Below are 20,343 nucleotides of genomic sequence, written 5' to 3'. Positions count from 1 at the left end.
CACAAAAGCTAGTTTGCAAGTCGCAAAAGCTAGTTTGCAAGTCGCAAAAGCTAGTTTACGAGTCGCAAAAGTTAGTTTACGAGTCATAAAAGTTAGTTTACGAGTTCAAAAGTTAGTTTACGAGTTCAAAAGTTGATTTACAAGCCAAGACAAAGCGCGATACTTTTATGGAAAACATGGCATTTAATGGATTAACTGTGGAGGCTTGACGAAAGGTGCGATCGGGTTAGTAGATTAAATTTAGGTTATTATTGCCGCAAATACACGCATATATACATAGATAAAGAGGCGTTTTGATGAGTGTATTTGCGGTTTGATTATTCGATATATTTTATTAAGGTACAAGATTATAGTTTTTTTTAGTCGAGTTATCAACTACAGAAGGTCTATATCTAAGTATGGTATCAAAAGACATTTTTATGTTCCTAGATGAAACTGGTACTGACAAAGAATCAAATCTTCTAGCAATAGCCTGCATTACAACACATGATCCTGATTATCTAAGATCCAAATTGGAGACTCTAAAAAATGAGATTCTAAGCGATCCAATCCGAAGTAGAATACCAAGTGTACAAAAATCTCTATCAAAAAAAGGGTTTCATTATTGTGAAGATGATACTACTGACGTAAAAGCTCATGTTATTAATCTAATTAGTCTACTACCATTTAAAGCTTACATTTGTTATCAAGAAAAAGAGAGTGACTTTAATCCCAGTCAGGGATATGACTGGTACGATAAACTTTTTGGTCGTGTTATGTTTGAGCGACTGCGAGCAAATCGGGATGTACCTATTCACATCTGTTTTGAACAGCATGATAATCGGATTGAAAATCCCGTATTAGCTAACCTGGTGTGCAAAGAGCTAGATCAAGATTTTGCAAGACTAGCACAGGAATATAATTGCTCCTACTCTAGATATGCTGATGATATTACCTTCTCTGGCGATCAAACACCTCGTAAAAAAGATATAGTTAAATGTTTAAAGGAGTATGAATTTGAGTTAAATCCAGCAAAATGGAAACATCAATGCAGAGGTCGGTCACAATACGTAACTGGTTTAACAGTTTTTGATAATACAAAACCTCGTATACCAAAGTTCATAAAAAAACAGTTACGGCAGATTTTGTACTATGCATCTAAGTATGGTTGGGATAACCATAAATCTAAAGTTAATAGCTGTAACCATAAAAATATGCATTATGAAATAAAAAGAATAAATGGACTGATTGCTTTTATGTATTCAGTAGAGCCAGATCGGGCTTTGCAGTTCGACCTACAATGGCAAAAATTCTCAAAGAAGAAGGTCTTCTTGATGAAGACCAACGTGACCCCCATGCTATTTTTGCACGTCATTCTCCTGTGTAAAAAACAAGTTAAGGAAGTGCGATCGCTCTCTTCAAGGTAACAGCTATCTCATATAAAATATCGGCTGCTCACGAACCGTAACCATCCATATAATTTTTATTAGTAGACAAATCACTTTCTGCTTCTACACAACCAATGTATTCTTGAGCTAGAGTCCAAGCCGAAACCCCTCAAATTTTTTCTTGAGATGATAAGCCTTGCTTTTGCATTTTCGCAAGTAAAAATTCTACAAAATCTAACCCTTCTTGTTGCTTATCAGGAGGTAATATTCTTACCTTGTCTATAATAATTTTTTCAATGCTCATTTTCTTTAGCGTCTTGTATCAACTAATATATTTTAAACTTTAAAGTATTATTTGGCTGTATGCCTTTCGCCGCGACTTAAATCGTTAGGTACTCAAGATAATAAATTTAGGAAGTGCCTAGACATCGCACTGTTCACATTAATTTATCATGCGCGATCGCGTCACTTCATCCAGGTTTAAAAGTAGTCTATAATAGGGTCATACCGAAAATTTTCCTCAATTTAGAAGTTAATTATGCTGATAAAATTTGAAGAAATATATAGAGATATTGATACTTTACCAGAAGAAGCTCAAATCTTACTACTTGATTTTATTCAGTTACTCAAAAAGCGTTATCTTCAAGCAGAATCAGAAAATCATGGTCGAGAAAAAAGTTTAAAAGTTGAGCATTTTTTAGCCCAAGTCAATAACTACTCTTTCCTACTTGCTCCAAATTATAAATTTAATCGAGAAGAAATATATGAGCAATAATATTTTTCTCGATACCAATCTCTGGATTTATCTCTACGCCAAAAACCCACCTACAAAATACCAGCAAGTTGCAGAAATTATCAAAAGTAATTCATTATTGCTTTTAATTAGCACTCAAGTTTTGGGTGAGTTATTTCATGTTTTACCTCGAAAAATTTTTACATCAAAAATAGATGCGATCGCAATTATATCAGATATAGTCAACACGTTTCCTGTTCAAGCTATTAGTACAACACAAGTTATACAAGCATTGCAAATTAATGCACAATATAACTACTCTTATTGGGACAGTCTAATTATAGCTACAGCTTTACTGGGTAAATGTTCTATAATTTACTCAGAAGATATGCAACACAATCAGTTAATACATAACAAAGTAAGAATCCTCAATCCATTTGTTTGAATCCACAGCACTGCTCACATTAATTGATCACGCGCGATCGCGTCACCTCACTCAGGTTTAAAAGTAGTCTATAATATAGTCAATACCAAAAATTTTTCTCAATTTAGAAGTTAATTATGCTGATAAAATTTGAAGAAATATATAGAGATATTGATACTTTACCAGAAGAAGCTCAAATCTTACTACTTGATTTTATTCAGTTACTCAAAAAGCGTTATCCTCAAGCAGAATCAGAAAATTATAGTCAAGAAAAAAGTCTCTATGAAAAGTTTGATGAAATTGGATTAATTGGTTATTGTTCTGTTGACGAAAGTTTATCAACAACCTATAAAGAAGTTTTATCTAATACATTGACAACTAAATATGATCATAGTTGATACAGGATTTTGGTTAGCTCTTATTGATAAAAAAGACACCTACCACGAAAAAGCAAAACAGGCTTTAAAACAATATAATGAACCTTTAATTACAACATGGTGTGTTTTCACAGAAACCTGTTATCTTTTGCTAACTCGCAAGGGAATTGACAGTGAAATTACTTTTATAAATCAATACGGTTCAGTTAGCGTCAAAAACCTAAACTGTGTAGGTTGGGTTGAGGAACGAAACCCAACATTTTCGTGGGTTTGTTGGGTTTCTGAACCGTATTGAGTTTTAATGTGAACAGTTTTAATGTCATTCAGGAAAAATGTTATATAATCTCACCTGTAATATATGCATAACGCGAAGGTGACAAAGAAATGGATACTAAAGAAGAATTCTACTCCTTTATAGAGGAATTATCCGAGAAGGACTCATCAAAAATAAGGGGGGGGGTATATACGTATCTCAAGTTTCAGAATGATACGTATATTAATGGTACTAGGGTGGATATGTTTCAAAATGGGGGTAATTTTGAGGCGGAAGTAGAACCTCCGAATCGTGCTGGTGCAGTAATACAGTTCAATTAAGCATTTTTTCTTCTCTCTGTGTCCTCTGTGCCTCTGCGGTTCGTTAAAAAAAACTGACTTTGACAAAGAGTTTTAGCCTTAACTGAACCGTATTGACTAATGGATAGCTTTTTAAGGGGAGTTGGGGGGATCTTCAAAATATGAAAACCTTAACCGAAGTGGCGGTACAATCTTCCCCATGCCCCATGTCCAAAAACTCCACGCCACTTGTGGGGTGGAGTTTTTTATTGCCGTTTGTTTGTACTATGAAAAACTGTTTAAGCAGTTTCACTCAGTAATCGCAGAATAAATTGGAGTGGAATTTCTACCAAATCAGAGCGATTATTTAGTTCATAGCCTAGTGCATCAATCGCTTGCTCTAAAAGATAGGCAAAAAGCAGCAGATGTAGTTCTTCTGTTGTCTTTGGCAGGAAAGATTCTTGACTAGCAGTTTCTAAATAAGAATTCACAAAGCTAGTACTGACCCAGGTATGCCAAAACTGTCCCCATTGTTCTAAAAGGGGTAAATTTTCCGGGAGGATCATCCCAGATTCTTTTTGATAGCCCAGAGCTTCGTTAACTGCATAGTTGAAAGATAGCAACATTCCTGCTACATCTTGTAGAGGCGATCGCTTTATGCGTCGTTCGCTGAAACTGCGATCTGCTTTGCCTTCAAAATCAGGAATAATAAAGTCTTTTCCTGTGTAAAATACTTGCGATAAATGGTAGTTTCCATGATTACGAGTACGCAATGCAGTAATTTTTTGCCCGACAACTAACTGAAAGCGTTCTAAGATTTTCTGTTCACTATTGAGAACTTCTAATGCTAATGGTTGAGTATTGATTGGCAAGTAGTTTACTCGTTCTTTTAACAACCGAAATACTTGTCCAGTTAAGTTACGTCCATTTTGATATATCGAACGTTGATAAAGTGATGAAAAAGATTCTGGAGCAAAGTCTGAGCTATCTATATTTGTAGCCAGCGCTATATGTAATTCTGCTGTGGATTTAGCCAACAGTTGAATACTTTGCAGGTAAGAAGTGATAGTTGCAATTACCAATTCTGGAATCTCAATTCTCTGTAAATCCAACAAGGAACCTGATGGCAGAGGCACTTCGGTAATAGTGGCGTGTTCTGTAGTCACTAAATCAAAGTACTTTTGCAAACTATCAAGGGTGTAGTCCCAGCCACGGCGGATATCTGAAATAAACTCTTGTAATATGCCTATAGTCGTGGGTAGGGCAGTTTTATTGCCTATTTTATTTGCACGGCGGTACTCTAAAGCACCAGCTAGGAAAAGTGAGTGTTGCAAGCCTTTTTTCTGATATAGGAAACGCCGGATTTCTAAATCTGGGTGCAAACCCTCCTCGACTTTGCGGAAGAGTTTCAACAACAAGTGATCGCCATAAACTATACAAGTATAGGTTCGTTCTTCTTTATTCAGGACAGTCGGCTCATGATTGGTTAACTGTCGGCGCAATTCGGAGAATGAATCAGTAGTAGTGCCAAATAATTCTCCATTTATCCCTTTATAAGAGTGATGATTAGCGATCGCATCATCTAGTAGTGAGGTGAGAAAGTTCTTGTCTGCTAAAGCATCAAATAAAATTCCAATTTCTTGAGTATTGGGTGGAGGAGTGTCTACTTTGCCTTGTACCCTAAGACGTGCAATCACAGCTTGCGGCATTTCTGCCAAAAGATGTGTTGCTTGCTCACCTTCTGCGTAGGCGAGAAACAACAGATAAGTTTCGTGGTTTCCCTCGATATAATCTACCTGCAACCAAATAATTTGAGCTATCTGCTGGTTATAGGGTAAAGAAATCGCTTCAATGATTTGTACTGATTGTACAGTCTGAGTTTTGCCGCCAAACCAGCTACAGGTATAGAGATAATCCCGCAGTGTTGATTCTAGAATGCTTTTTGACTCTCGTTGCCCAATCACATTTTCCCATGAACCATTTACCAGCAGATAGCTCAAGTCTGCTTGGGGTTTAAGGGGTTGAGTTGAGCTAAGTTTACCTTGTAAGGTGAACCAGTAAAACCCGTAAGGACTTAAGCTGAGGAAATAGGGCGATTCTGTAATTGGTGGGAACTCAGTGGAACCAAAAATTTCTACTGGTAGTAGTCCATTGAAGCTTGATAAATCTAACGCCACCGTTTGCACATAACGAGATAAATTTGCTACTACCAAGACATGTTCTTCAGAGGTGATCCGGCTGAAGGCAAAAACTTTGCGATTATTAGACTGTACTAATTCAAAATGCCCTTCACCCAATGCCGGAAACCGTTTGCGAGTTGCAAGTAAACGTTTCATCCAATACCAGAGAGAATTGGTATTAGTCCGTTGTGCCTCGACGTTGAGTGCTTCGTAGTGATATTCTGAGTCAACGATGACGGGTAGATACAAGCGTTGCGGGTTAGCGCGACTAAAACCGGCGTTGCGGTCAGAACTCCACTGCATAGGTGTGCGAACACCATTGCGATCGCCTAGATAAACATTATCTCCCATGCCAATTTCATCACCGTAGTAAAGTACGGGGGTTCCTGGCAGAGATAACAGTAAACTATTGAGTAACTCAATTTGGCGGCGATCGTTGCCCAAAAGCGGCGCTAATCTCCGGCGGATGCCTAAATTTACCCGCATCATTGGGTCTTGTGCATAGGCCCCATACATAAAATCCCGGTCTTCATCTGTGACCATTTCTAGAGTCAGTTCGTCATGGTTGCGGAGGAACAATGCCCACTGACAGTTATCAGGAATGGATGGAGTTTGCTGGAGAATATCTACAATCGGGAAATTATCTTCCATCCGCAATGCCATAAACAAGCGCGGCATTAGGGGAAAATGAAAGTTCATGTGACATTCATCCCCCGCACCGTAATATTGCGCTGCATCTTCAGGCCATTGGTTCGCCTCAGCTAGTAACATCCGGTTAGGAAATTTCGCGTCGATGTGCGATCGCAACTCCTTCAAATACGCATGGGTTTCGGGTAAGTTTTCGCAGTTCGTTCCTTGCCGTTCGTATAGATAAGGTACAGCATCCATACGTAGTCCATCTACACCCATTTCCAACCAAAAATCTAGAACATCAAATACTGCCTGACGTACCAAGGGATTGTCATAATTCAAATCCGGCTGATGGGAATAGAAACGATGCCAGCAATAAGCTTTGGCAACTGAATCCCAAGTCCAGTTAGATGTCTCAAAATCTTGGAAGATAATTCGCGCTTCTTGGTATTTTTCAGGAGTATCACTCCAAACATAAAAATCTCGCTCCTGACTTCCTTTCGGGGCGCGACGTGCTCTTTGAAACCAAGGATGTTGGTCAGAGGTATGGTTAATAATTAACTCTATAATTACACGAATACCCCGTTGATGAGCAGCGCTCAAAAACGCTTTAAAGTCTTCCAACGTGCCATAGATAGGATTGACACTAGTGTAATCGGCAATATCGTAACCATCATCCCTGAGTGGTGAAGGAAAAAAAGGTAACAACCAAATAGCAGTAATACCTAAATCTTGTAAATAGTCTAGTTTTTCTGTCAGTCCTGGAAAATCACCAATACCATCACCATTACTGTCGGCGAATGTGCGAACACCTAATTCGTAGATAATTGCATTTTTGAACCATAATGAGTCATCTTTCAAGCTGGAGTTTGGCATTTTAAAAAGATATGCGATCGCATATCTAATAGAACTATATTTTTACTCGATACAATTGCTGAGATTATCAGCTTATTTATCTTACACGAGTAATGTTTACACTTTCTTACTTAAGTAATGAAACTACCAAACGAGCTATATTAAGTCCTAAATAATCATCCCAACTGCGTATATACATATAGCAGTTTTCATTTGCATGAAGTACAAAGTTACGGGTTTTGAGGCAGCTTTATGTTAGCAGTGGGACAGCAGTTGCTCCTTTTTGTGGGGACTCTTTACTGGTAAAATATTCCCAAATTTGCTGTGGGTAATAGCCCCGAACATTATTTTTGAGCTGATTACCCAATCCCCATTACCCCTTATCCCCAGTCCTTTTTAGATTTTTCGTTCTTTTATTGTTACTTGCAGCTAGTCGATCCCGATCGCCTGCTTGACAATCATTTCTACCAGTTCCTCCTTTGGCTGCTGGTTTAGTTGTTCTGGCTCTAGTTCTGGTGGCAGGTCTTTGTTCATGATTGCGATACTCTAACCTTTGTGTCCTCTTTGTCAATACCCCACCATCTGAATCCTTACGAGTAAATATAATATGCGACGATAGGATTAATTCATCACCTGCGATCGCGCAATTTCTCTTCTACCAATGGACATACTTGTATGCTGTGGAGTGAAACAATTGCCACAGTCTCACCATCTAATGTGACAAATTCAACCTCATATCCTTTGTCACCTTGATGTACTAAAACAACAGTACCTATATCACCCTCTTCTAAACTATATTCTGAGATATCACTAGTCAGAATAACCCTATCAAATTCTTGAATCATTCTTCTCTCCGTTTGAGTGGGTATGAAGTAACAAACTTAGGATTTGAGCGTTATATTTATTCTAGACCTCAACTATACAAGATTAATTTATTATGAAATTTCAAGTAATTTTTACCTTTGATTCAGAATATAAAGGCTATGTTGCTGAGGTTCTTGAACTTCCAGGATGTGTGAGTCAAGGCAAAACACTAGATGAGGCAATTGAAAATATTAAAGATGCCATTACGGGATATCTTCATGTCCAAGCTAAACATGGCAAACCTTATATTGTTAAGGAATCGCAAGTCTTTATTGGAGAAGTTGTAGTATAAATGGGACGTTTATCAAATATCTCTGGTAAGGAAGCAGTCAAGATTTTTGAAAAGTTTGGTTATGTATTAGATCATCAAACGGGAAGCCATATTATACTTTGGTGTGAATCAAAACCAACTTTATCAATTCCCAATCACCGATAATTAGCACCTGGGTTACTTAGAAGTTTGATTCGACAGGCAGGAATTACAGTTGATGAATTCCTCGAAAACAAATGAATTTAGAGACAAGTATCCCTATATTAGTCAGAATAACCTATTAAGTTCTTGAACATCATCGATGTCAATCTTATAGCTTCAGTCAACTATAATATATTTAACATTTTACACAAGGATGGAACCATGACTAACACTCAAAAGATGGTTCGTTTAAACTTAGATTTGTCACCTGAACTAAATCAGATATTAGACGAACTAGCAAAGAAAATAGGCACAAGTAAAAGTGATGTTCTAAGTCAGGCGATAACCTTAATGCAAATTATGGTTATAGCTAAAGAGGAAAGCAAAAAATTAGGAGTTACAGAAGCAAATCAATTGATAGTGAATGAAATTATCCTCTCATCTGAACAGCAGCCAAAACCCCATGCATCAGAAGCTTTTTTAGAAACCTTTGGAACTTGGGAAGACACACGTACCGCAGAAGAAATTGTTGATGAAATATATTCAAGTCGTACTATAAACGAGCGTAATTATAGCTTGTGAACTATTTACTCGACACTGATACGTGTATTTATTGGCTTAACGGTCGCCAGCTAGTCAGAGATAAATTATTAGCAGTCGGATGGGATGAAGTATGCATTTGTGTCATCACTGCTGCTGAATTGTATTATGGTGCGTACAATTCTAATCGAGTTTCAGAAAACTTAGGTAATGCAGAAGAATTTATTCAAAACTTACCCGTTCTACCTTTAACCGATCCTGCTCTGAGAAAGTATGGTGAATTAAAGGCAGAACTCCGTAGAATAGGACAAACTATTGCTGAATTTGATTTACTAATTGCTAGTGTTGCAGTTGCAGAAAATTACACTTTAGTAACAAACAATACTCGTCACTACAGCCGCATTTCTAATTTACAGTTGGAAAACTGGATTTCACCTTAAAAAATATTAAGTATTTTTACACTTTTGACTTAACTGCTTGCTGTGATGCTTGTAAAGTCTGAGGTAAACTCCAGTCGGGACGCAAGCTAGTGGCGTTGCGTAAATAAATATGATGAATTGAGGCGGAGGCTGGCAGATAAGCGTGAATTAAGAAGCGAATGCAGTGCTGTAAGCTGCCTTCGACGTGCATTTGCTGCACATCCAACATAGCTACATTATCCCAACCAGGACGCGCTCTGGCGATCGCAGCTGGAAAAACTGCATCCAAATCGCGTGTCACTGAAAAAGTCACACTAATGATGTCCGTTGGCTGGAATTGATTCCGGTTTTCCAGTTCATCTAGTAGTTCTGTAACCACCTCTTTGATTGTCTCAACAGTATTTTCTGAAGCGGTTGTTGCTCCGCGAATAGCCCGCATTTGCCAGTCCACGCCAAAATCCTCCTTAATTAGTCATTAGTCACTGGTCATTAGTCATTGGTCATTTGACTTTGAACAAAGGACAAATAGACCAATGACAAACAACTATTTATGGTCGATATAACCACAGAGGTAAACCACTAGTAGACATTTCAAATTCGAGCCAATCAATACCAGCCCCAATTCCTGATGAAAACTGACGACTTCCTGGTATAAAGCGACTCAAGAAGGGTTTACGTTCTTCTAGGGTATAGCAGAGAGTTTTTTCTGGATCGAGGCCAACCAGTTCTGCTGTCCAGCGACGGGCATCTTCTTCTGTACCCAGGCGGTCTACAACACCCAAAGCTAGGGCTTGCTGTCCAGTAAAAATCCGCCCATCAGCGAAACTTTTCACAGCTTCTACCGTTAAAGAACGGCCATCAGCTACCGTTTGGACAAACTGCTGATAACTTGTGTCAATCAACTCTTGCAAGATGTTTTCTTCTGGTTGAGTCAATTGTCGGTCAAAAGCCAAAATGTCTTTGTAAGGGCCAGACTTAATTACCTGGAAGGAAACACCGATTTTTTCTAGCAAGCGTTCCAAGTTATTCCCACGTAGAATCACACCAATGCTACCCGTAATCGTACCTGGGTTGGCGACGATGTGTTCGGCTCCCATGCCGATGTAGACTCCCCCAGAAGCCGAAATATTGCCAAAGCTAGCGACGATTTTGATTTTTTCGCGCAAACGCTTCAGGGCACTGTAGATTTCTTGAGAATCTCCGACTGTACCGCCAGGACTATCGATACGTAGCAATAATGCCGGAAACTTTTTTTCTTCTACAGTTTTCAGGGCTTCTAGGACGCGTTTGCGAGTAGCACTGGCGATCGCACCAGTAATTTCAATCCGCGCAATTTGTTTTCTAAACTTGGGCTTAAACGGCCAAATCATGAGCTGTCAACATACCTCGTAATAAATTCAATATAAGATCCCCAACGGTCAGATGACCTGCTTTCCTCTGTTAAGAAACATGATCAGGCATTGCGATCGTCATAATTTTAAGGGAATTTTTATATTTTTTAGGGAGTTTTATTGGATATTCTCGATTAATGCTAATCAAATCCTTAAAGATTCCAGATAACACAAAATGCCAAACTCTAGTTTAGCGTTAACGTGATGATTTAGAAAGACTATTTTAGCTATTTTGCCAAATTAAAAGTTCCCAATGCCTTGTTAAGCTAAAAAACATCTAATTTACATAATCGAATTAAATATAACTCTTGTGGGGTGGGCATCCTGCCATAGGTGTCAAGTTAAGAAAAATAGAGCCTTGTCAAGAGGGTAAAACTCAATGGTTAAACTCAACACCCTTGTGTTGAGAATAGCCATGAGTAAGCCACGCAAAAAACAAGGAAATCCAGACAAAAGACATCGAGTAACTTGCCCAGCCCCAACAAACCAACAGATCGAATCACGGTTGATAGAACTATTAACTCCAGGAATATTTGCCAATTTAAAAGAGGTAAAAGACAAAGAGCGTAGTTTACGCGATGCCAAAGGCGGGCTACGCCTACGTATACTAACGCTGCCAGTGATGGCAGCAATAGTATCGAGTCTGGTGTATCGGCAAATACAACATTTAACAGATGTGCTACGTTGCTTGGAAGTGCAAGGGCTGATGTGGGTAGAGGCAATGTCAGTGAGTCGGCAAGCAACAACTAATCGCCTTGAGAGCTTGCAAGGCACAACTGTTTATCAAGTTGTCCCTTGCAAGTAATAGAGCGTCTAGCAGCCAAGAAAAATCCAACTGAAATTGCTCCAATGTGGACATCTGTAGCATCATCGTTTGCTGCAGTATGGATTGCAGATGCATCGACACTCCTTGGCAAGTTGCAGAAGCTGAGAAGTTACCTTATGCTAATGGAAGTTTCTCTGGTGTATTATGCACGCTGGCAATACATCATTTTGCGGCAATAATCCCTGCTTTTAAGGAGATTTACCGTGTCTTGGCGGCTGGTAGTTTTGTATTATTTACTGCCACATCAGAGCAAATGAGTAAATATTGGTTAGTCGAATATTTTCCAGAAGCTATACATAAATCAGCTGAACAGATGCCAAGTTTAGAAGAGGTTAGACATGCTCTCAATGAGGCAGGTTATAACTCAGTAAATATTGAAACTTATTCTATTTCTAAAAACTTGCAAGACCTGTTTTTATATAGTGGTAAATATCGTCTTGAAATATATTTAGATGAAAATGTCCGGTCTGGAATCTCTACGTTTGCTTTGCTAGCTTCTGCTGATGAAATTGCCGCCGGGTGTCAAAGGCTAGCAGCAGATATCAATAGAGGACGCATTACTGAGATTGTCAAAAAGTATAAAAACAATCAGGGAGATTATTTGTTTGTAATTGCTGATAAAGTTGAGCTAAAGGGTTAAAGATAATCAGTGAGGTACAAGAAACCCATCCTCAACTTCTTCCTGGCAAGCAAGTAAAGGACTATATAATGTACCTTACTATGATTAGGAAACGCTATATTTCTTCACACATCACGTGCTTTGAAAAAATTATAGATAGCAAGACCAATGGCTAAAAGCAACACCGCATGAATTAGATTTCCGGCAATATGAAGTGCCAGTCCTAATGCCCAAAAAGCAACCAGTATAACAACAATACCCCAAATTATACTCAACATATATTTGTTCTGAATCAAATCAGTTTTAATTTGTTTAAATATTTTACTCCCTAGCTTCACTTTTATTCTATTTGTCCTAAGAAAAATTATTTTGCACCATTACTCAAAGTGAGTTGGCTTGCTTAATATTTCGTTACTCTTTAATTAGATAAAGGTAGCGGCTGTGGGCTGTCAATCAACAGCCCCCATCATTATCTCAAACGACAGTATTGCTCTATAGTCAGAGTCTCTTCGAGTCAACCGCAACCGTATAATTGCGTTGTTCCCATTTACTGCTTTCAATCCAGAAAAAGGTAAAGCTGATTGGCTGTTGCTGGTTATCAGAAACAGAAATATCTACAAAATCCACTCCTAACTTTGTGGAAGTAGAAAGTGTATCTTGTGTGGTTTGCCAATCATCATCTGACCAGTGCAATTGAAAAGATACTAAAGCGTAAATTCGCAATGTCTGACCTTTTTTTACTTGGCAGATTTGTCGGTTAAACTTCCAAATTTCCAATGATTTACACTGCTTTCTTTCGCCTAGATAGCGATTTGCCACCTCTGGAATAAAATCAAACACCTGTCCATCATGAGTTGACCGTAGTAGCTTGATATACTCTGCGTGTGCCCACATTAAAGGCATCGCTGAACCTGTTGGTTTTCCTAAATACATATAAATATCAGGGATATCTGCCTCATCCCAAATCTGTTCTGGTAGCAAACAAGTATCTGAAGCAAATCCTTCCATTGCCTTGATATATGTTTTGGCATCGCCGCCAGCAGCTAGTTCATAATGTCCTCGTTCTCCTGTCAAGAGAGGCCAAGCGCGTCCCTTACCCCAACCAATATAAGGACTTCCGTCTTTTTGCTGGCCGTAACCGTCGTGGTTGTAACGATGCCAACAAGGCCCAACGGGTGTATCTACTTTTAAAACTGTATCAATTACTTTGACAGAATCAACAATAATCGGGTCATCTGGTTTACGAATTCCATAGCGTACTAATTGGAGAAATCCGCCATCGACAATTTCCTTGGCCGGAAATTGTGCTGGTTCACCAGCTGGTTGACTGGTGATGAAAAGAGTTCCTTGGTTAGGATTTTCGTCGGCTTGAGGATTATTAATATCTGAGGGAGTAATTCGGATATAATGCCGTTTGATCCCAGGAACTAAAGTTCCTTCAGTAGTTACTGTCCAAGCTTCGATGTGAGATTCTAAAAAATCTGCGTATTCTTCTATAAACTTTGCTGTTGCTTCATCTCCACGTTGACGAACAAATTGAGCAGCACAGATTAAGGCGGCAATATTGGATGCTAGTGTTGATGGTGAATAACCACTGTTTTCTTCCCAGCGTTCTTGTTGGGTAATCGGGCCGTGACGAATTAAATAACCCGCCGCCCGCAGAACCATCGGATAGATATCGAATTTTAAACAAGTCTTCTGTTGGTGCAATAGCCATGCTAACAGAATCGGAAATGCCACCTCATCTAGTTGGATACCTTTCCAGTAAGGTTCACCATCAACCCAGAAATTTTGGGCAAAACCGCCATCTTCCTGCTGACTGGTGGCAAGATAAATTAGCGATCGCACTGCTGTTTCTGTTTCACCAGCAGCCACTAAACCTGATACACTGCTTACCATATCCCGCGTCCAGACAAGGTGATATCCGCCTTCGTCTTGGTCGTTTTTGGCTTCACCCCAAGGGATCGCAAGGGATGCAATTAAAGCACCTGGATAGGCTTTGTCTTCATGTGCTAACAACAAACTAATGCTGTTGTGATACAATTTTCCATCATTGTATGATACATTTTCTAGGGGTCGGATATTGCGGCGCGATCGCTTCCACTGTTCATTGTATTGCTGCTTCTGCTCTTCAAAAGGAATATTCAGCGATTGAAATAATGTAGAAATTGCATTATGCAAGTTTGTACCAAACGCCAGTCCTAAAGTAAACTCTTTAGTGCGATCTAGATTTAGTTTTCCAGTCAGAGCAAGGTTGCCATTCACTGCACTGTCAAACTCCCAATCCATCTGGAAATTATCAGCTAAATCTGTCCAGCCATCACTTTTACCAACGTAACCACAGGAAAGGCGGGTAAAGGGAACTGTTGCACCCAGCGCCAGCCATGTTCCTTGTTTCTCAGCTATCAGAATCCGATGCCCAGCAACCTCTACAGCGTAACCATTATTACCCATACCTCCAACTTGTAGATGCGGGGCACACAAAGCATATAAATGGAGTTGGGAGATAAAATCGTCCTCTCCGATTAATTTTGTATGCTGTAAAATACAGGAGAAATGCGGGTCGGCAATCACTTCTTTGATTACGGCATAACGTCCTTGGGGATCAGAATTAGTGATGCGGTATCCTAAACCATGAGTCCACATCGGTTCCACTTTGGATTCGAGATGGCGTTTCTCTTCATGGAAAAAGCTTTTATCATCAGAAATTAGATACTGCAAATCCCGAATTTGGGGTCTGTCTACTGTGGGATGGTAGACTTCAGTAACAACACCATTCCAGATCGTAAACCAAACGCGACTAGAGGTAGAGTAAGCTGTTCCGACTCCATCTTTATTCGCTTGAGTCCATCGAGGTTCAATACCGGGTGAGCCAAAAGCTTCTGCTTGCTCAATAATTTTTACCATATTTTCTTTCTTGTGTTGATCAGCTTTGAATATTTTGTGAAAATTCTGTATTTGATATTTATGTGATTAAAAGGCAATGCCATCAAAATAGACATTATTAAATAGATGTCCTAAAAAGATTCCGATTAAGGCAACGAATAAACCTAAAATCGCAGCAGAATCTTCAAATAATACTGCAAATACTGTGGGGTCTTTACTGTTTTTGATTGCTTGCCAGAAATTTTGTCTACCCTTGGTCGGCAAAAATTGTTTTAAAGCTACATTCCAAGAAAAACCCTCTAATAATATTGCAATACCTAACACAATATAATTCCACGTTGGGTTTTCTAAAGGGCTAGGTTTAATTAAATGAGTGATTCCTTCATAAATTGACATCCCGCCGCCAAGGGCAAAGATCAGGATAGCAACGATGAAAGTCCAGAAATAAAGTTGTTGACCATAACCAAAGGGATGGCTATCGTCTGCTGGCTTTTGGCTTCTACGGATTCCCAGCAAAAGTACCAGTTGATCGCCAGTATCTACTATCGAATGAATCCCTTCAGATATCATGGCAGAACTACCAGTAATAGAGGCAGCAATAAATTTAGTAATCGCGATCGCTAAGTTAGCACCCATTGCTGCAAATATAGTTTTCTGAGATGAATTAGATGCCATGAGAGTAAATAATAATTACGTAGAAACTTCTAATTCAACATCCAGATGAGTAACTTCCCATTTAGTTTGTTCGCCATCACGCCAAAACATCTTTACAGCCAAATTTAATCGTTGATTGCGATCAAATCCAAGATTACCAGTAACTTTTGTCGACATTGTCAATTAACAAAGTGTAGGGGTTTAAATCCCCGGCTTCTATCAAGCCGCACTTGACGATTTTAATTATCAAATCAGTAAATTATCTATTAAAAAAGTTTTACATTTTTATTATCTTAAAAGTCTCTAGTATTTTTCTAATCTATCTAGAGAAGGATAGACAGCATATTTTTTACTAAAAAATATTTAAATCATTTGTCATTTCTGTGACAAGAGTATGTTTTTCTTTTTAAGATTTGTAAAAATGTAATTTTAAAGCTTATATTAATCTCAATCAAGATTTATGGTATATTCAAAGCAAGTTGGGTTATTGGTTAAAGTAAATTTTTTAGTTAATCAATCTAAGATGACCCAAATAAGAGAACCATATAAGACGTTAAAAACTTTTTTGCCGCCTATAAAGCGTCTGATTGTATTGGCTATTATCAACCCCATCTAATCAAAAATAACATTGCTTAGTTTTTGTAAATGTCAATTAAGATATGATATTAAGCATAAGTTGTTTTAGGGAATTTTGACATTTGGAGAAAATAATTACTGAAAAATAGTAATTATGTATTTTTTATTTCAAAAGCTACTTGAAAAATTTCAGTGCATCGGAAATTTTCAACGTTTTTTAATTGGTCGATCTGTGACGTTAACACAGTATTCTTGAAAATATGAATGGTACGTTAAACGGATGGCAATTCCATACAACGCATCTACATATTTAGATTCATGAAGGAGAACGCGATGCCTGCTCTGTCTCTGAATAACCAAAATTTACCATATCCTGACCCTCTACACCCGATCATTGTCCATTTCGTAATTGCGATGGTGCTTTTTTCTTTCGTGTGCGATGTGCTGGGCTATTTCACGCGCAACGTGCGGTTATTTGAGGTGAGTTTTTGGAATATGTTTGTGGCCTCAGCAGCTATCTTTTTAGCGGTGATTCTTGGTCAGTTTGAAGCAGGTCTGGCGAACATCTACCCAGCAGTTCAACCAACACTGAATTTTCATACGGTGATGGGTTGGTCGCTGGCGGCTATTGTTGTTGGCATTACAGCTTGGCGTTTCGTGATTCGCAAACGTACTCCACGCAAAGTACCACCTGCTTACCTTGGTGCTGCCACCTTTTTAGTCTGTTTAGTCTGCTTGCAAGTTTATTTAGGGAGCAAGCTAGTTTGGGTGTATGGGTTACACATTGAGCCAGTTGTGGAAGCGATGAAGCAGGGAGTTTCGCCATGAACTGGCAACTCATTGACCAGTTGAGATTGAGGCTGAATGCTAACGGATTACCTTATGAGATTCCGATACATCCGCAACTGGTGCATCTAACATTGGGTTTATTCATTCTTGCGATTATTTTTGATATTGCCGGAGTGCTTTTTGCTTTAGAAAAACCAATCTTCAAATTTTTGGGTCTGCCTACCCTCCGTTCTGGTTTTTTTGATGTCGGCTGGTATAACCTCATAGGAGCAGCTTTTATCACCTTTTTCACCGTTACAGCTGGTTTTTTCGAGCTATTGCTAGCAAATCCACCAATCGATCAAAAGAGCGTTTGGGGGTTAACTGCTGGTTGGACAATGCTTTTGCATGGTTTGGGTGGCATTTTGCTGTTGGGAGCGATCGCAGCCATGACAGTATGGAGAGGTTTACAACGCTATCGCTGGCGTAAGGATGCTTCTAGACAGGTGCAGTGGAGTTACTTGTTAGCAGGTATTGCAATATTGGGCATCTTGTTTGTCCACGGAACCTTGGGGGCGCAATTGGGAGAAGAGTTTGGAATTCATGTTACTGCTGCGAAGTTACTCCAAGAAGGTAAAAACCCAAATTTACTACTCAAATAATCAAGCGAGAAATACTCTTAGATGAAATTATTATGTTTAGTTTTTGGGAATATGTACTAATAGCGTTTTATGTCGCAGGGCTGCTAATTGTCAGTCGATGGATTGGACAACAGGCGTTTTCTTGGATGCCTCCTCAAGCTACAGCCGAAGCACAACGGGTAGATGATTTATTTAGCTTTTTAGTCTCAATTGGAGCATTTATCTTGCTGGGGCTGGTTGGTGTTATTGTGTATGCCATAGTCTTCCATCGCGCCCGCCCAGAAGACTACAGCGAAGGACACCCTTCTAGAGGTGATGCGAGGCTGGAAATATTATGGACAGCTACCCCAACTCTGTTAGTAATATGGATTGCCTTCCAAAGCTTCAATATTTATCAGCAATTAAATATTCTTGGTCTAAACCAAATTGTGCATTTGCACGGGCCCTTAGAATCTGCACCCGCCTACGCTGCAATCGTTAGCGATGTCCCCAAACCTGCATCTGAAACAATTGATGTTTTCGTTAAGCAATGGGATTGGTCTTTCCACTATCCAAATAATATTACCAGTAAGGAATTACACTTACCGAACAATCGCAGCACTCGCTTAAATATGCAAGCACAAGATGTAATCCACGGTTTCTATGTTCCTGAGTTTCGCTTAAAACAGGATATTGTTCCAGGGCGCAAGATTGACATTGTACTAACACCCATTCGCCCAGGCAAATATCGACTGAAAGATTCTCAATATAGTGGGACTTACTTTGCCTTGATGGAGGCAGATGTATACGTTGAATCTCTTGATAAGTATAACCAGTGGCTCACGCAAACGGTGTCTAGCGAAAGTGGGAATACTCCAAATCAGGCAGTTGCCGAAAATATCCAACCACCAAAGACATTATTCAAAAGCGGCTGGCACACCGTCACACCTGCTCAACCTGCTATAGCCAATCAAAGGAAGATAAATAATGACACATGATTTGAGTGAAGCTATAGCCAGGGATAGAGAACCTCAAAATGGCTGGCGGGAATATTTCAGCTTCAGCACCGACCATAAGGTGATCGGTGTTCAGTACATGGTGATGACCTTCATTTTCTTTCTTCTCGGTGGACTGTTGGCGATGATTATCCGGGCTGAGTTGCTTACCCCGGAAGCAAATTTAGTTGACCGCCCCCTCTACAACGGTTTATTCACCATGCACGGGACAATCATGATTTTCCTGTGGGTTATTCCCTTCAATGCAGGTCTTTCTAACTACTTAGTGCCATTGATGATTGGAGCGCGGGACATGGCTTTTCCCCTGCTCAATGCCATCTCTTTTTGGATTTTACCACCAGCCGGTCTTCTATTACTGTCTAGCTTTTTGCTACCTAACGGCACTGCACAAGCTGGTTGGTGGTCTTATCCACCAGTTAGTCTGCAAGTTCCAGGGGATCAGTTGATTAACGGTCAATTTATTTGGATAGTTAGCCTAGTACTAATCGGCATCTCTTCAATTATGGGGGCTGTCAACTTTGTTACTACTATCTTTTGGATGCGATCGCCAGGGATGACATTTTTTAGAATGCCCGTGTTTGTCTGGTCAGTTCTCAGTGCCCAGTTGTTGCAGCTAATTAACTTACCAGCCTTGACGGGTGCATTAATACTACTGTTATTTGACCTCTCCTTCGGTACACAATTTTTTAAACCTGAAGGAAGTGGCGATCCCATTATCTACCAACATTTATTTTGGTTCTACTCTCATCCCGCAGTGTATATCATGGCGCTACCAGCCTTCGGTATTATTGCGGAAGTTCTGCCAGCCTTTTCTCGCAATCCTCTATTTGGCTATCGGTCAGTTGCTCTTGCTTCTTTAGGTATCGCTGTAGTCAGCATATTCGTCTGGGTGCATCACATGTTTACCAGTGCTACTCCCAGCTGGATGCGGATGACCTTCATGGCCACCTCAATGTTAGTTGCCATACCCACTGGTGTTAAAGCATTTGCTTGGACTGCCACCATCTGGAGGAGCAAGTTGCACCTAGAGACACCAATGTTATTTGCAATGGGAGGTGCAGTGATGTTTATTTTTGGCGGTGTCACTGGTGTGATGCTTGCCGCCACGCCATTTGATATCCACGTCAATAATACTTACTTTGTCGTGGGTCACTTCCACTACATCGTTTTTAATACCATTACGATGGCAATTTTTGCCGGAATTTACTTCTGGTTTCCCAAAATAACTGGCAGGATGTACGCCGAGGGTTGGGGTAAGCTGCATTTCTGGTTAACCTTTATTCCTGCCAATATCACCTTTTTCTCCATGCACCCATTAGGTTTGCAAGGAATGCTACGCCGAATTTCCTCCTACGATCCCCAATATCAGGGATGGAACATCATCGCTAGCCTGGGATCGTTCTTACTGGGAGCATCCACGCTGCCCTTTATTGCTAACATTGTCGGTTCTTGGCTATATGGAGCCAGAGCAGTCGATAATCCCTGGCACGCTACAGGATTGGAATGGACAACTTCCTCACCACCTCCGCGAAATAACTTTGAAGAGATTCCTGTTGTTAACAGACCTCCTTACGACTATGGCGATCCAAAATATTCATTCGTGGAAAATTCTGATAATGCTGAGTCTCACTAGG

The 20,343-nt window shown here is 39.6% G+C and carries 24 protein-coding genes; 15 read left to right on the top strand and 9 right to left on the bottom strand.

What is annotated here, in order from left to right:
- Positions 1–398 precede the first annotated feature (398 nt).
- Complete coding sequence (locus RMY63_RS00765) at positions 399–1,406, top strand: hypothetical protein (protein WP_322726853.1); 1,008 nt, start codon at positions 399–401, stop codon at positions 1,404–1,406.
- A gap of 130 nt (positions 1,407–1,536) precedes the next feature.
- On the opposite strand, the gene RMY63_RS00760 is transcribed toward RMY63_RS00765, so the two are convergent.
- Positions 1,537–1,671 carry a DUF2281 domain-containing protein gene (locus RMY63_RS00760; protein WP_322726852.1) on the bottom strand — a complete coding sequence of 45 codons (135 nt, stop codon included), beginning with the start codon at positions 1,669–1,671 and terminating at the stop codon, positions 1,537–1,539.
- Positions 1,672–1,905: 234 nt separating this feature from the next.
- Here RMY63_RS00760 and RMY63_RS00755 point away from each other — a divergent pair, with 234 nt between their 5' ends.
- The 4 genes from RMY63_RS00755 (at position 1,906) to RMY63_RS00740 (ending at position 3,196) form a co-directional block, all read left to right on the top strand.
- Entirely contained in the window at positions 1,906–2,142 is a 237-nt protein-coding gene (locus tag RMY63_RS00755) for a hypothetical protein (protein ID WP_322726851.1), read from the top strand.
- The gene (locus RMY63_RS00750; RefSeq protein ID WP_322726850.1) at positions 2,132–2,545 is read left to right on the top strand and encodes a PIN domain-containing protein; all 414 of its coding nucleotides are present in this window, start codon (positions 2,132–2,134) and stop codon (positions 2,543–2,545) included. Before RMY63_RS00755 ends, RMY63_RS00750 begins: the two co-directional genes overlap by 11 nt.
- Positions 2,546–2,661: 116 nt before the next feature.
- Entirely contained in the window at positions 2,662–2,922 is a 261-nt protein-coding gene (locus RMY63_RS00745; RefSeq protein WP_322726849.1) for a DUF2281 domain-containing protein, read from the top strand.
- Positions 2,909–3,196: a type II toxin-antitoxin system VapC family toxin gene (locus tag RMY63_RS00740; protein ID WP_322726848.1), complete on the top strand. Its 288-nt coding sequence runs from the start codon at positions 2,909–2,911 to the stop codon at positions 3,194–3,196. The genes RMY63_RS00745 and RMY63_RS00740 overlap by 14 nt, the downstream gene beginning before the upstream one ends.
- 556 nt (positions 3,197–3,752) lie before the next feature.
- On the opposite strand, the gene treS is transcribed toward RMY63_RS00740, so the two are convergent.
- Entirely contained in the window at positions 3,753–7,139 is a 3,387-nt protein-coding gene (treS, locus tag RMY63_RS00735; protein WP_322726847.1) for a maltose alpha-D-glucosyltransferase, read from the bottom strand.
- Positions 7,140–7,747: 608 nt separating this feature from the next.
- Positions 7,748–7,963, bottom strand: coding sequence for a DUF4926 domain-containing protein (locus RMY63_RS00730; protein WP_322726846.1), 216 nt, complete (start codon positions 7,961–7,963; stop codon positions 7,748–7,750).
- A gap of 92 nt (positions 7,964–8,055) precedes the next feature.
- Here RMY63_RS00730 and RMY63_RS00725 point away from each other — a divergent pair, with 92 nt between their 5' ends.
- The 4 genes from RMY63_RS00725 to RMY63_RS00710 all read left to right on the top strand — a co-directional run bounded on the left by RMY63_RS00725 (position 8,056) and on the right by RMY63_RS00710 (position 9,374).
- A complete protein-coding gene (locus RMY63_RS00725) occupies positions 8,056–8,274 on the top strand; it encodes a type II toxin-antitoxin system HicB family antitoxin (protein WP_322726845.1) in 219 nt (72 codons plus the stop codon).
- On the top strand, positions 8,275–8,418 hold the full coding sequence (locus tag RMY63_RS00720; protein ID WP_225892409.1) for a type II toxin-antitoxin system HicA family toxin: 144 nt from the start codon (positions 8,275–8,277) through the stop codon (positions 8,416–8,418).
- A gap of 198 nt (positions 8,419–8,616) precedes the next feature.
- Entirely contained in the window at positions 8,617–8,976 is a 360-nt protein-coding gene (locus RMY63_RS00715; RefSeq protein WP_322726844.1) for a CopG family transcriptional regulator, read from the top strand.
- Positions 8,973–9,374, top strand: a complete 402-nt coding sequence (locus RMY63_RS00710; RefSeq protein ID WP_322726843.1) for a type II toxin-antitoxin system VapC family toxin — start codon at positions 8,973–8,975, stop codon at positions 9,372–9,374. Before RMY63_RS00715 ends, RMY63_RS00710 begins: the two co-directional genes overlap by 4 nt.
- Positions 9,375–9,390: 16 nt before the next feature.
- On the opposite strand, the gene aroH is transcribed toward RMY63_RS00710, so the two are convergent.
- Positions 9,391–9,804, bottom strand: a complete 414-nt coding sequence (gene aroH / locus RMY63_RS00705; protein ID WP_322726842.1) for a chorismate mutase — start codon at positions 9,802–9,804, stop codon at positions 9,391–9,393.
- 97 nt (positions 9,805–9,901) lie between these two features.
- Positions 9,902–10,723 carry a signal peptide peptidase SppA gene (gene sppA / locus RMY63_RS00700; protein WP_322726841.1) on the bottom strand — a complete coding sequence of 274 codons (822 nt, stop codon included), beginning with the start codon at positions 10,721–10,723 and terminating at the stop codon, positions 9,902–9,904.
- A gap of 400 nt (positions 10,724–11,123) precedes the next feature.
- On the opposite strand from sppA, the gene RMY63_RS00695 reads away from it, so the two are divergent.
- Together RMY63_RS00695 and RMY63_RS00690 are read left to right on the top strand one after the other, a co-directional pair.
- Entirely contained in the window at positions 11,124–11,549 is a 426-nt protein-coding gene (locus tag RMY63_RS00695) for a hypothetical protein (protein ID WP_322726840.1), read from the top strand.
- 79 nt (positions 11,550–11,628) lie between these two features.
- Positions 11,629–12,210, top strand: a complete 582-nt coding sequence (locus RMY63_RS00690; RefSeq protein ID WP_322726839.1) for a class I SAM-dependent methyltransferase — start codon at positions 11,629–11,631, stop codon at positions 12,208–12,210.
- Positions 12,211–12,314: 104 nt separating this feature from the next.
- On the opposite strand, the gene RMY63_RS00685 is transcribed toward RMY63_RS00690, so the two are convergent.
- The 4 genes from RMY63_RS00685 to RMY63_RS00670 all read right to left on the bottom strand — a co-directional run bounded on the left by RMY63_RS00685 (position 12,315) and on the right by RMY63_RS00670 (position 15,906).
- Positions 12,315–12,527: a lmo0937 family membrane protein gene (locus RMY63_RS00685; protein WP_322726838.1), complete on the bottom strand. Its 213-nt coding sequence runs from the start codon at positions 12,525–12,527 to the stop codon at positions 12,315–12,317.
- Between the two features lie 160 nt (positions 12,528–12,687).
- On the bottom strand, positions 12,688–15,096 hold the full coding sequence (locus RMY63_RS00680) for a glycoside hydrolase family 15 protein (RefSeq protein ID WP_322726837.1): 2,409 nt from the start codon (positions 15,094–15,096) through the stop codon (positions 12,688–12,690).
- Between the two features lie 66 nt (positions 15,097–15,162).
- Positions 15,163–15,750, bottom strand: a complete 588-nt coding sequence (locus RMY63_RS00675) for a cation diffusion facilitator family transporter (protein WP_322726836.1) — start codon at positions 15,748–15,750, stop codon at positions 15,163–15,165.
- Between the two features lie 15 nt (positions 15,751–15,765).
- Positions 15,766–15,906 carry a hypothetical protein gene (locus tag RMY63_RS00670; protein ID WP_322726835.1) on the bottom strand — a complete coding sequence of 47 codons (141 nt, stop codon included), beginning with the start codon at positions 15,904–15,906 and terminating at the stop codon, positions 15,766–15,768.
- Positions 15,907–16,638: 732 nt separating this feature from the next.
- On the opposite strand from RMY63_RS00670, the gene RMY63_RS00665 reads away from it, so the two are divergent.
- Genes RMY63_RS00665 through ctaD form a run of 4 tightly spaced genes read left to right on the top strand, consistent with a single transcriptional unit; the run spans position 16,639 to position 20,342 of the window.
- Entirely contained in the window at positions 16,639–17,133 is a 495-nt protein-coding gene (locus RMY63_RS00665; protein WP_322726834.1) for a DUF2231 domain-containing protein, read from the top strand.
- The gene (locus tag RMY63_RS00660) at positions 17,130–17,735 is read left to right on the top strand and encodes a DUF2231 domain-containing protein (protein WP_322726833.1); all 606 of its coding nucleotides are present in this window, start codon (positions 17,130–17,132) and stop codon (positions 17,733–17,735) included. Before RMY63_RS00665 ends, RMY63_RS00660 begins: the two co-directional genes overlap by 4 nt.
- 32 nt (positions 17,736–17,767) lie before the next feature.
- Positions 17,768–18,691: a cytochrome c oxidase subunit II gene (locus tag RMY63_RS00655; RefSeq protein ID WP_322726832.1), complete on the top strand. Its 924-nt coding sequence runs from the start codon at positions 17,768–17,770 to the stop codon at positions 18,689–18,691.
- On the top strand, positions 18,681–20,342 hold the full coding sequence (ctaD, locus tag RMY63_RS00650; protein ID WP_322726831.1) for a cytochrome c oxidase subunit I: 1,662 nt from the start codon (positions 18,681–18,683) through the stop codon (positions 20,340–20,342). Before RMY63_RS00655 ends, ctaD begins: the two co-directional genes overlap by 11 nt.
- Position 20,343: the final 1 nt, after the last annotated feature.

Origin of the sequence: Nostoc sp. ChiQUE01b (genome assembly GCF_034531255.1) — a bacterium.
In the GTDB taxonomy this organism is placed as follows: domain Bacteria; phylum Cyanobacteriota; class Cyanobacteriia; order Cyanobacteriales; family Nostocaceae; genus Nostoc.
This window is presented reverse-complemented; position numbering and strand designations above follow the sequence as displayed.

Bases quoted from the DNA above. Each gene is read 5' to 3' on its own strand.
- sppA (WP_322726841.1), bottom strand. From the start codon at position 10,723: ATGATTTGGCCGTTTAAGCCCAAGTTTAGAAAACAAATTGCGCGGATT.
- RMY63_RS00665 (WP_322726834.1), top strand. From the start codon at position 16,639: ATGCCTGCTCTGTCTCTGAATAACCAAAATTTACCATATCCTGACCCT.
- ctaD (WP_322726831.1), top strand. From the start codon at position 18,681: ATGACACATGATTTGAGTGAAGCTATAGCCAGGGATAGAGAACCTCAA.
- RMY63_RS00760 (WP_322726852.1), bottom strand. From the start codon at position 1,671: ATGAGCATTGAAAAAATTATTATAGACAAGGTAAGAATATTACCTCCT.
- RMY63_RS00690 (WP_322726839.1), top strand. From the start codon at position 11,629: ATGGATTGCAGATGCATCGACACTCCTTGGCAAGTTGCAGAAGCTGAG.
- RMY63_RS00730 (WP_322726846.1), bottom strand. From the start codon at position 7,963: ATGATTCAAGAATTTGATAGGGTTATTCTGACTAGTGATATCTCAGAA.
- RMY63_RS00765 (WP_322726853.1), top strand. From the start codon at position 399: ATGGTATCAAAAGACATTTTTATGTTCCTAGATGAAACTGGTACTGAC.
- RMY63_RS00740 (WP_322726848.1), top strand. From the start codon at position 2,909: ATGATCATAGTTGATACAGGATTTTGGTTAGCTCTTATTGATAAAAAA.
- RMY63_RS00745 (WP_322726849.1), top strand. From the start codon at position 2,662: ATGCTGATAAAATTTGAAGAAATATATAGAGATATTGATACTTTACCA.
- RMY63_RS00715 (WP_322726844.1), top strand. From the start codon at position 8,617: ATGACTAACACTCAAAAGATGGTTCGTTTAAACTTAGATTTGTCACCT.
- RMY63_RS00670 (WP_322726835.1), bottom strand. From the start codon at position 15,906: ATGTCGACAAAAGTTACTGGTAATCTTGGATTTGATCGCAATCAACGA.
- RMY63_RS00660 (WP_322726833.1), top strand. From the start codon at position 17,130: ATGAACTGGCAACTCATTGACCAGTTGAGATTGAGGCTGAATGCTAAC.
- RMY63_RS00695 (WP_322726840.1), top strand. From the start codon at position 11,124: ATGGTTAAACTCAACACCCTTGTGTTGAGAATAGCCATGAGTAAGCCA.
- RMY63_RS00750 (WP_322726850.1), top strand. From the start codon at position 2,132: ATGAGCAATAATATTTTTCTCGATACCAATCTCTGGATTTATCTCTAC.
- RMY63_RS00680 (WP_322726837.1), bottom strand. From the start codon at position 15,096: ATGGTAAAAATTATTGAGCAAGCAGAAGCTTTTGGCTCACCCGGTATT.
- RMY63_RS00655 (WP_322726832.1), top strand. From the start codon at position 17,768: ATGTTTAGTTTTTGGGAATATGTACTAATAGCGTTTTATGTCGCAGGG.
- RMY63_RS00725 (WP_322726845.1), top strand. From the start codon at position 8,056: ATGAAATTTCAAGTAATTTTTACCTTTGATTCAGAATATAAAGGCTAT.
- RMY63_RS00720 (WP_225892409.1), top strand. From the start codon at position 8,275: ATGGGACGTTTATCAAATATCTCTGGTAAGGAAGCAGTCAAGATTTTT.
- RMY63_RS00755 (WP_322726851.1), top strand. From the start codon at position 1,906: ATGCTGATAAAATTTGAAGAAATATATAGAGATATTGATACTTTACCA.
- RMY63_RS00675 (WP_322726836.1), bottom strand. From the start codon at position 15,750: ATGGCATCTAATTCATCTCAGAAAACTATATTTGCAGCAATGGGTGCT.
- treS (WP_322726847.1), bottom strand. From the start codon at position 7,139: ATGCCAAACTCCAGCTTGAAAGATGACTCATTATGGTTCAAAAATGCA.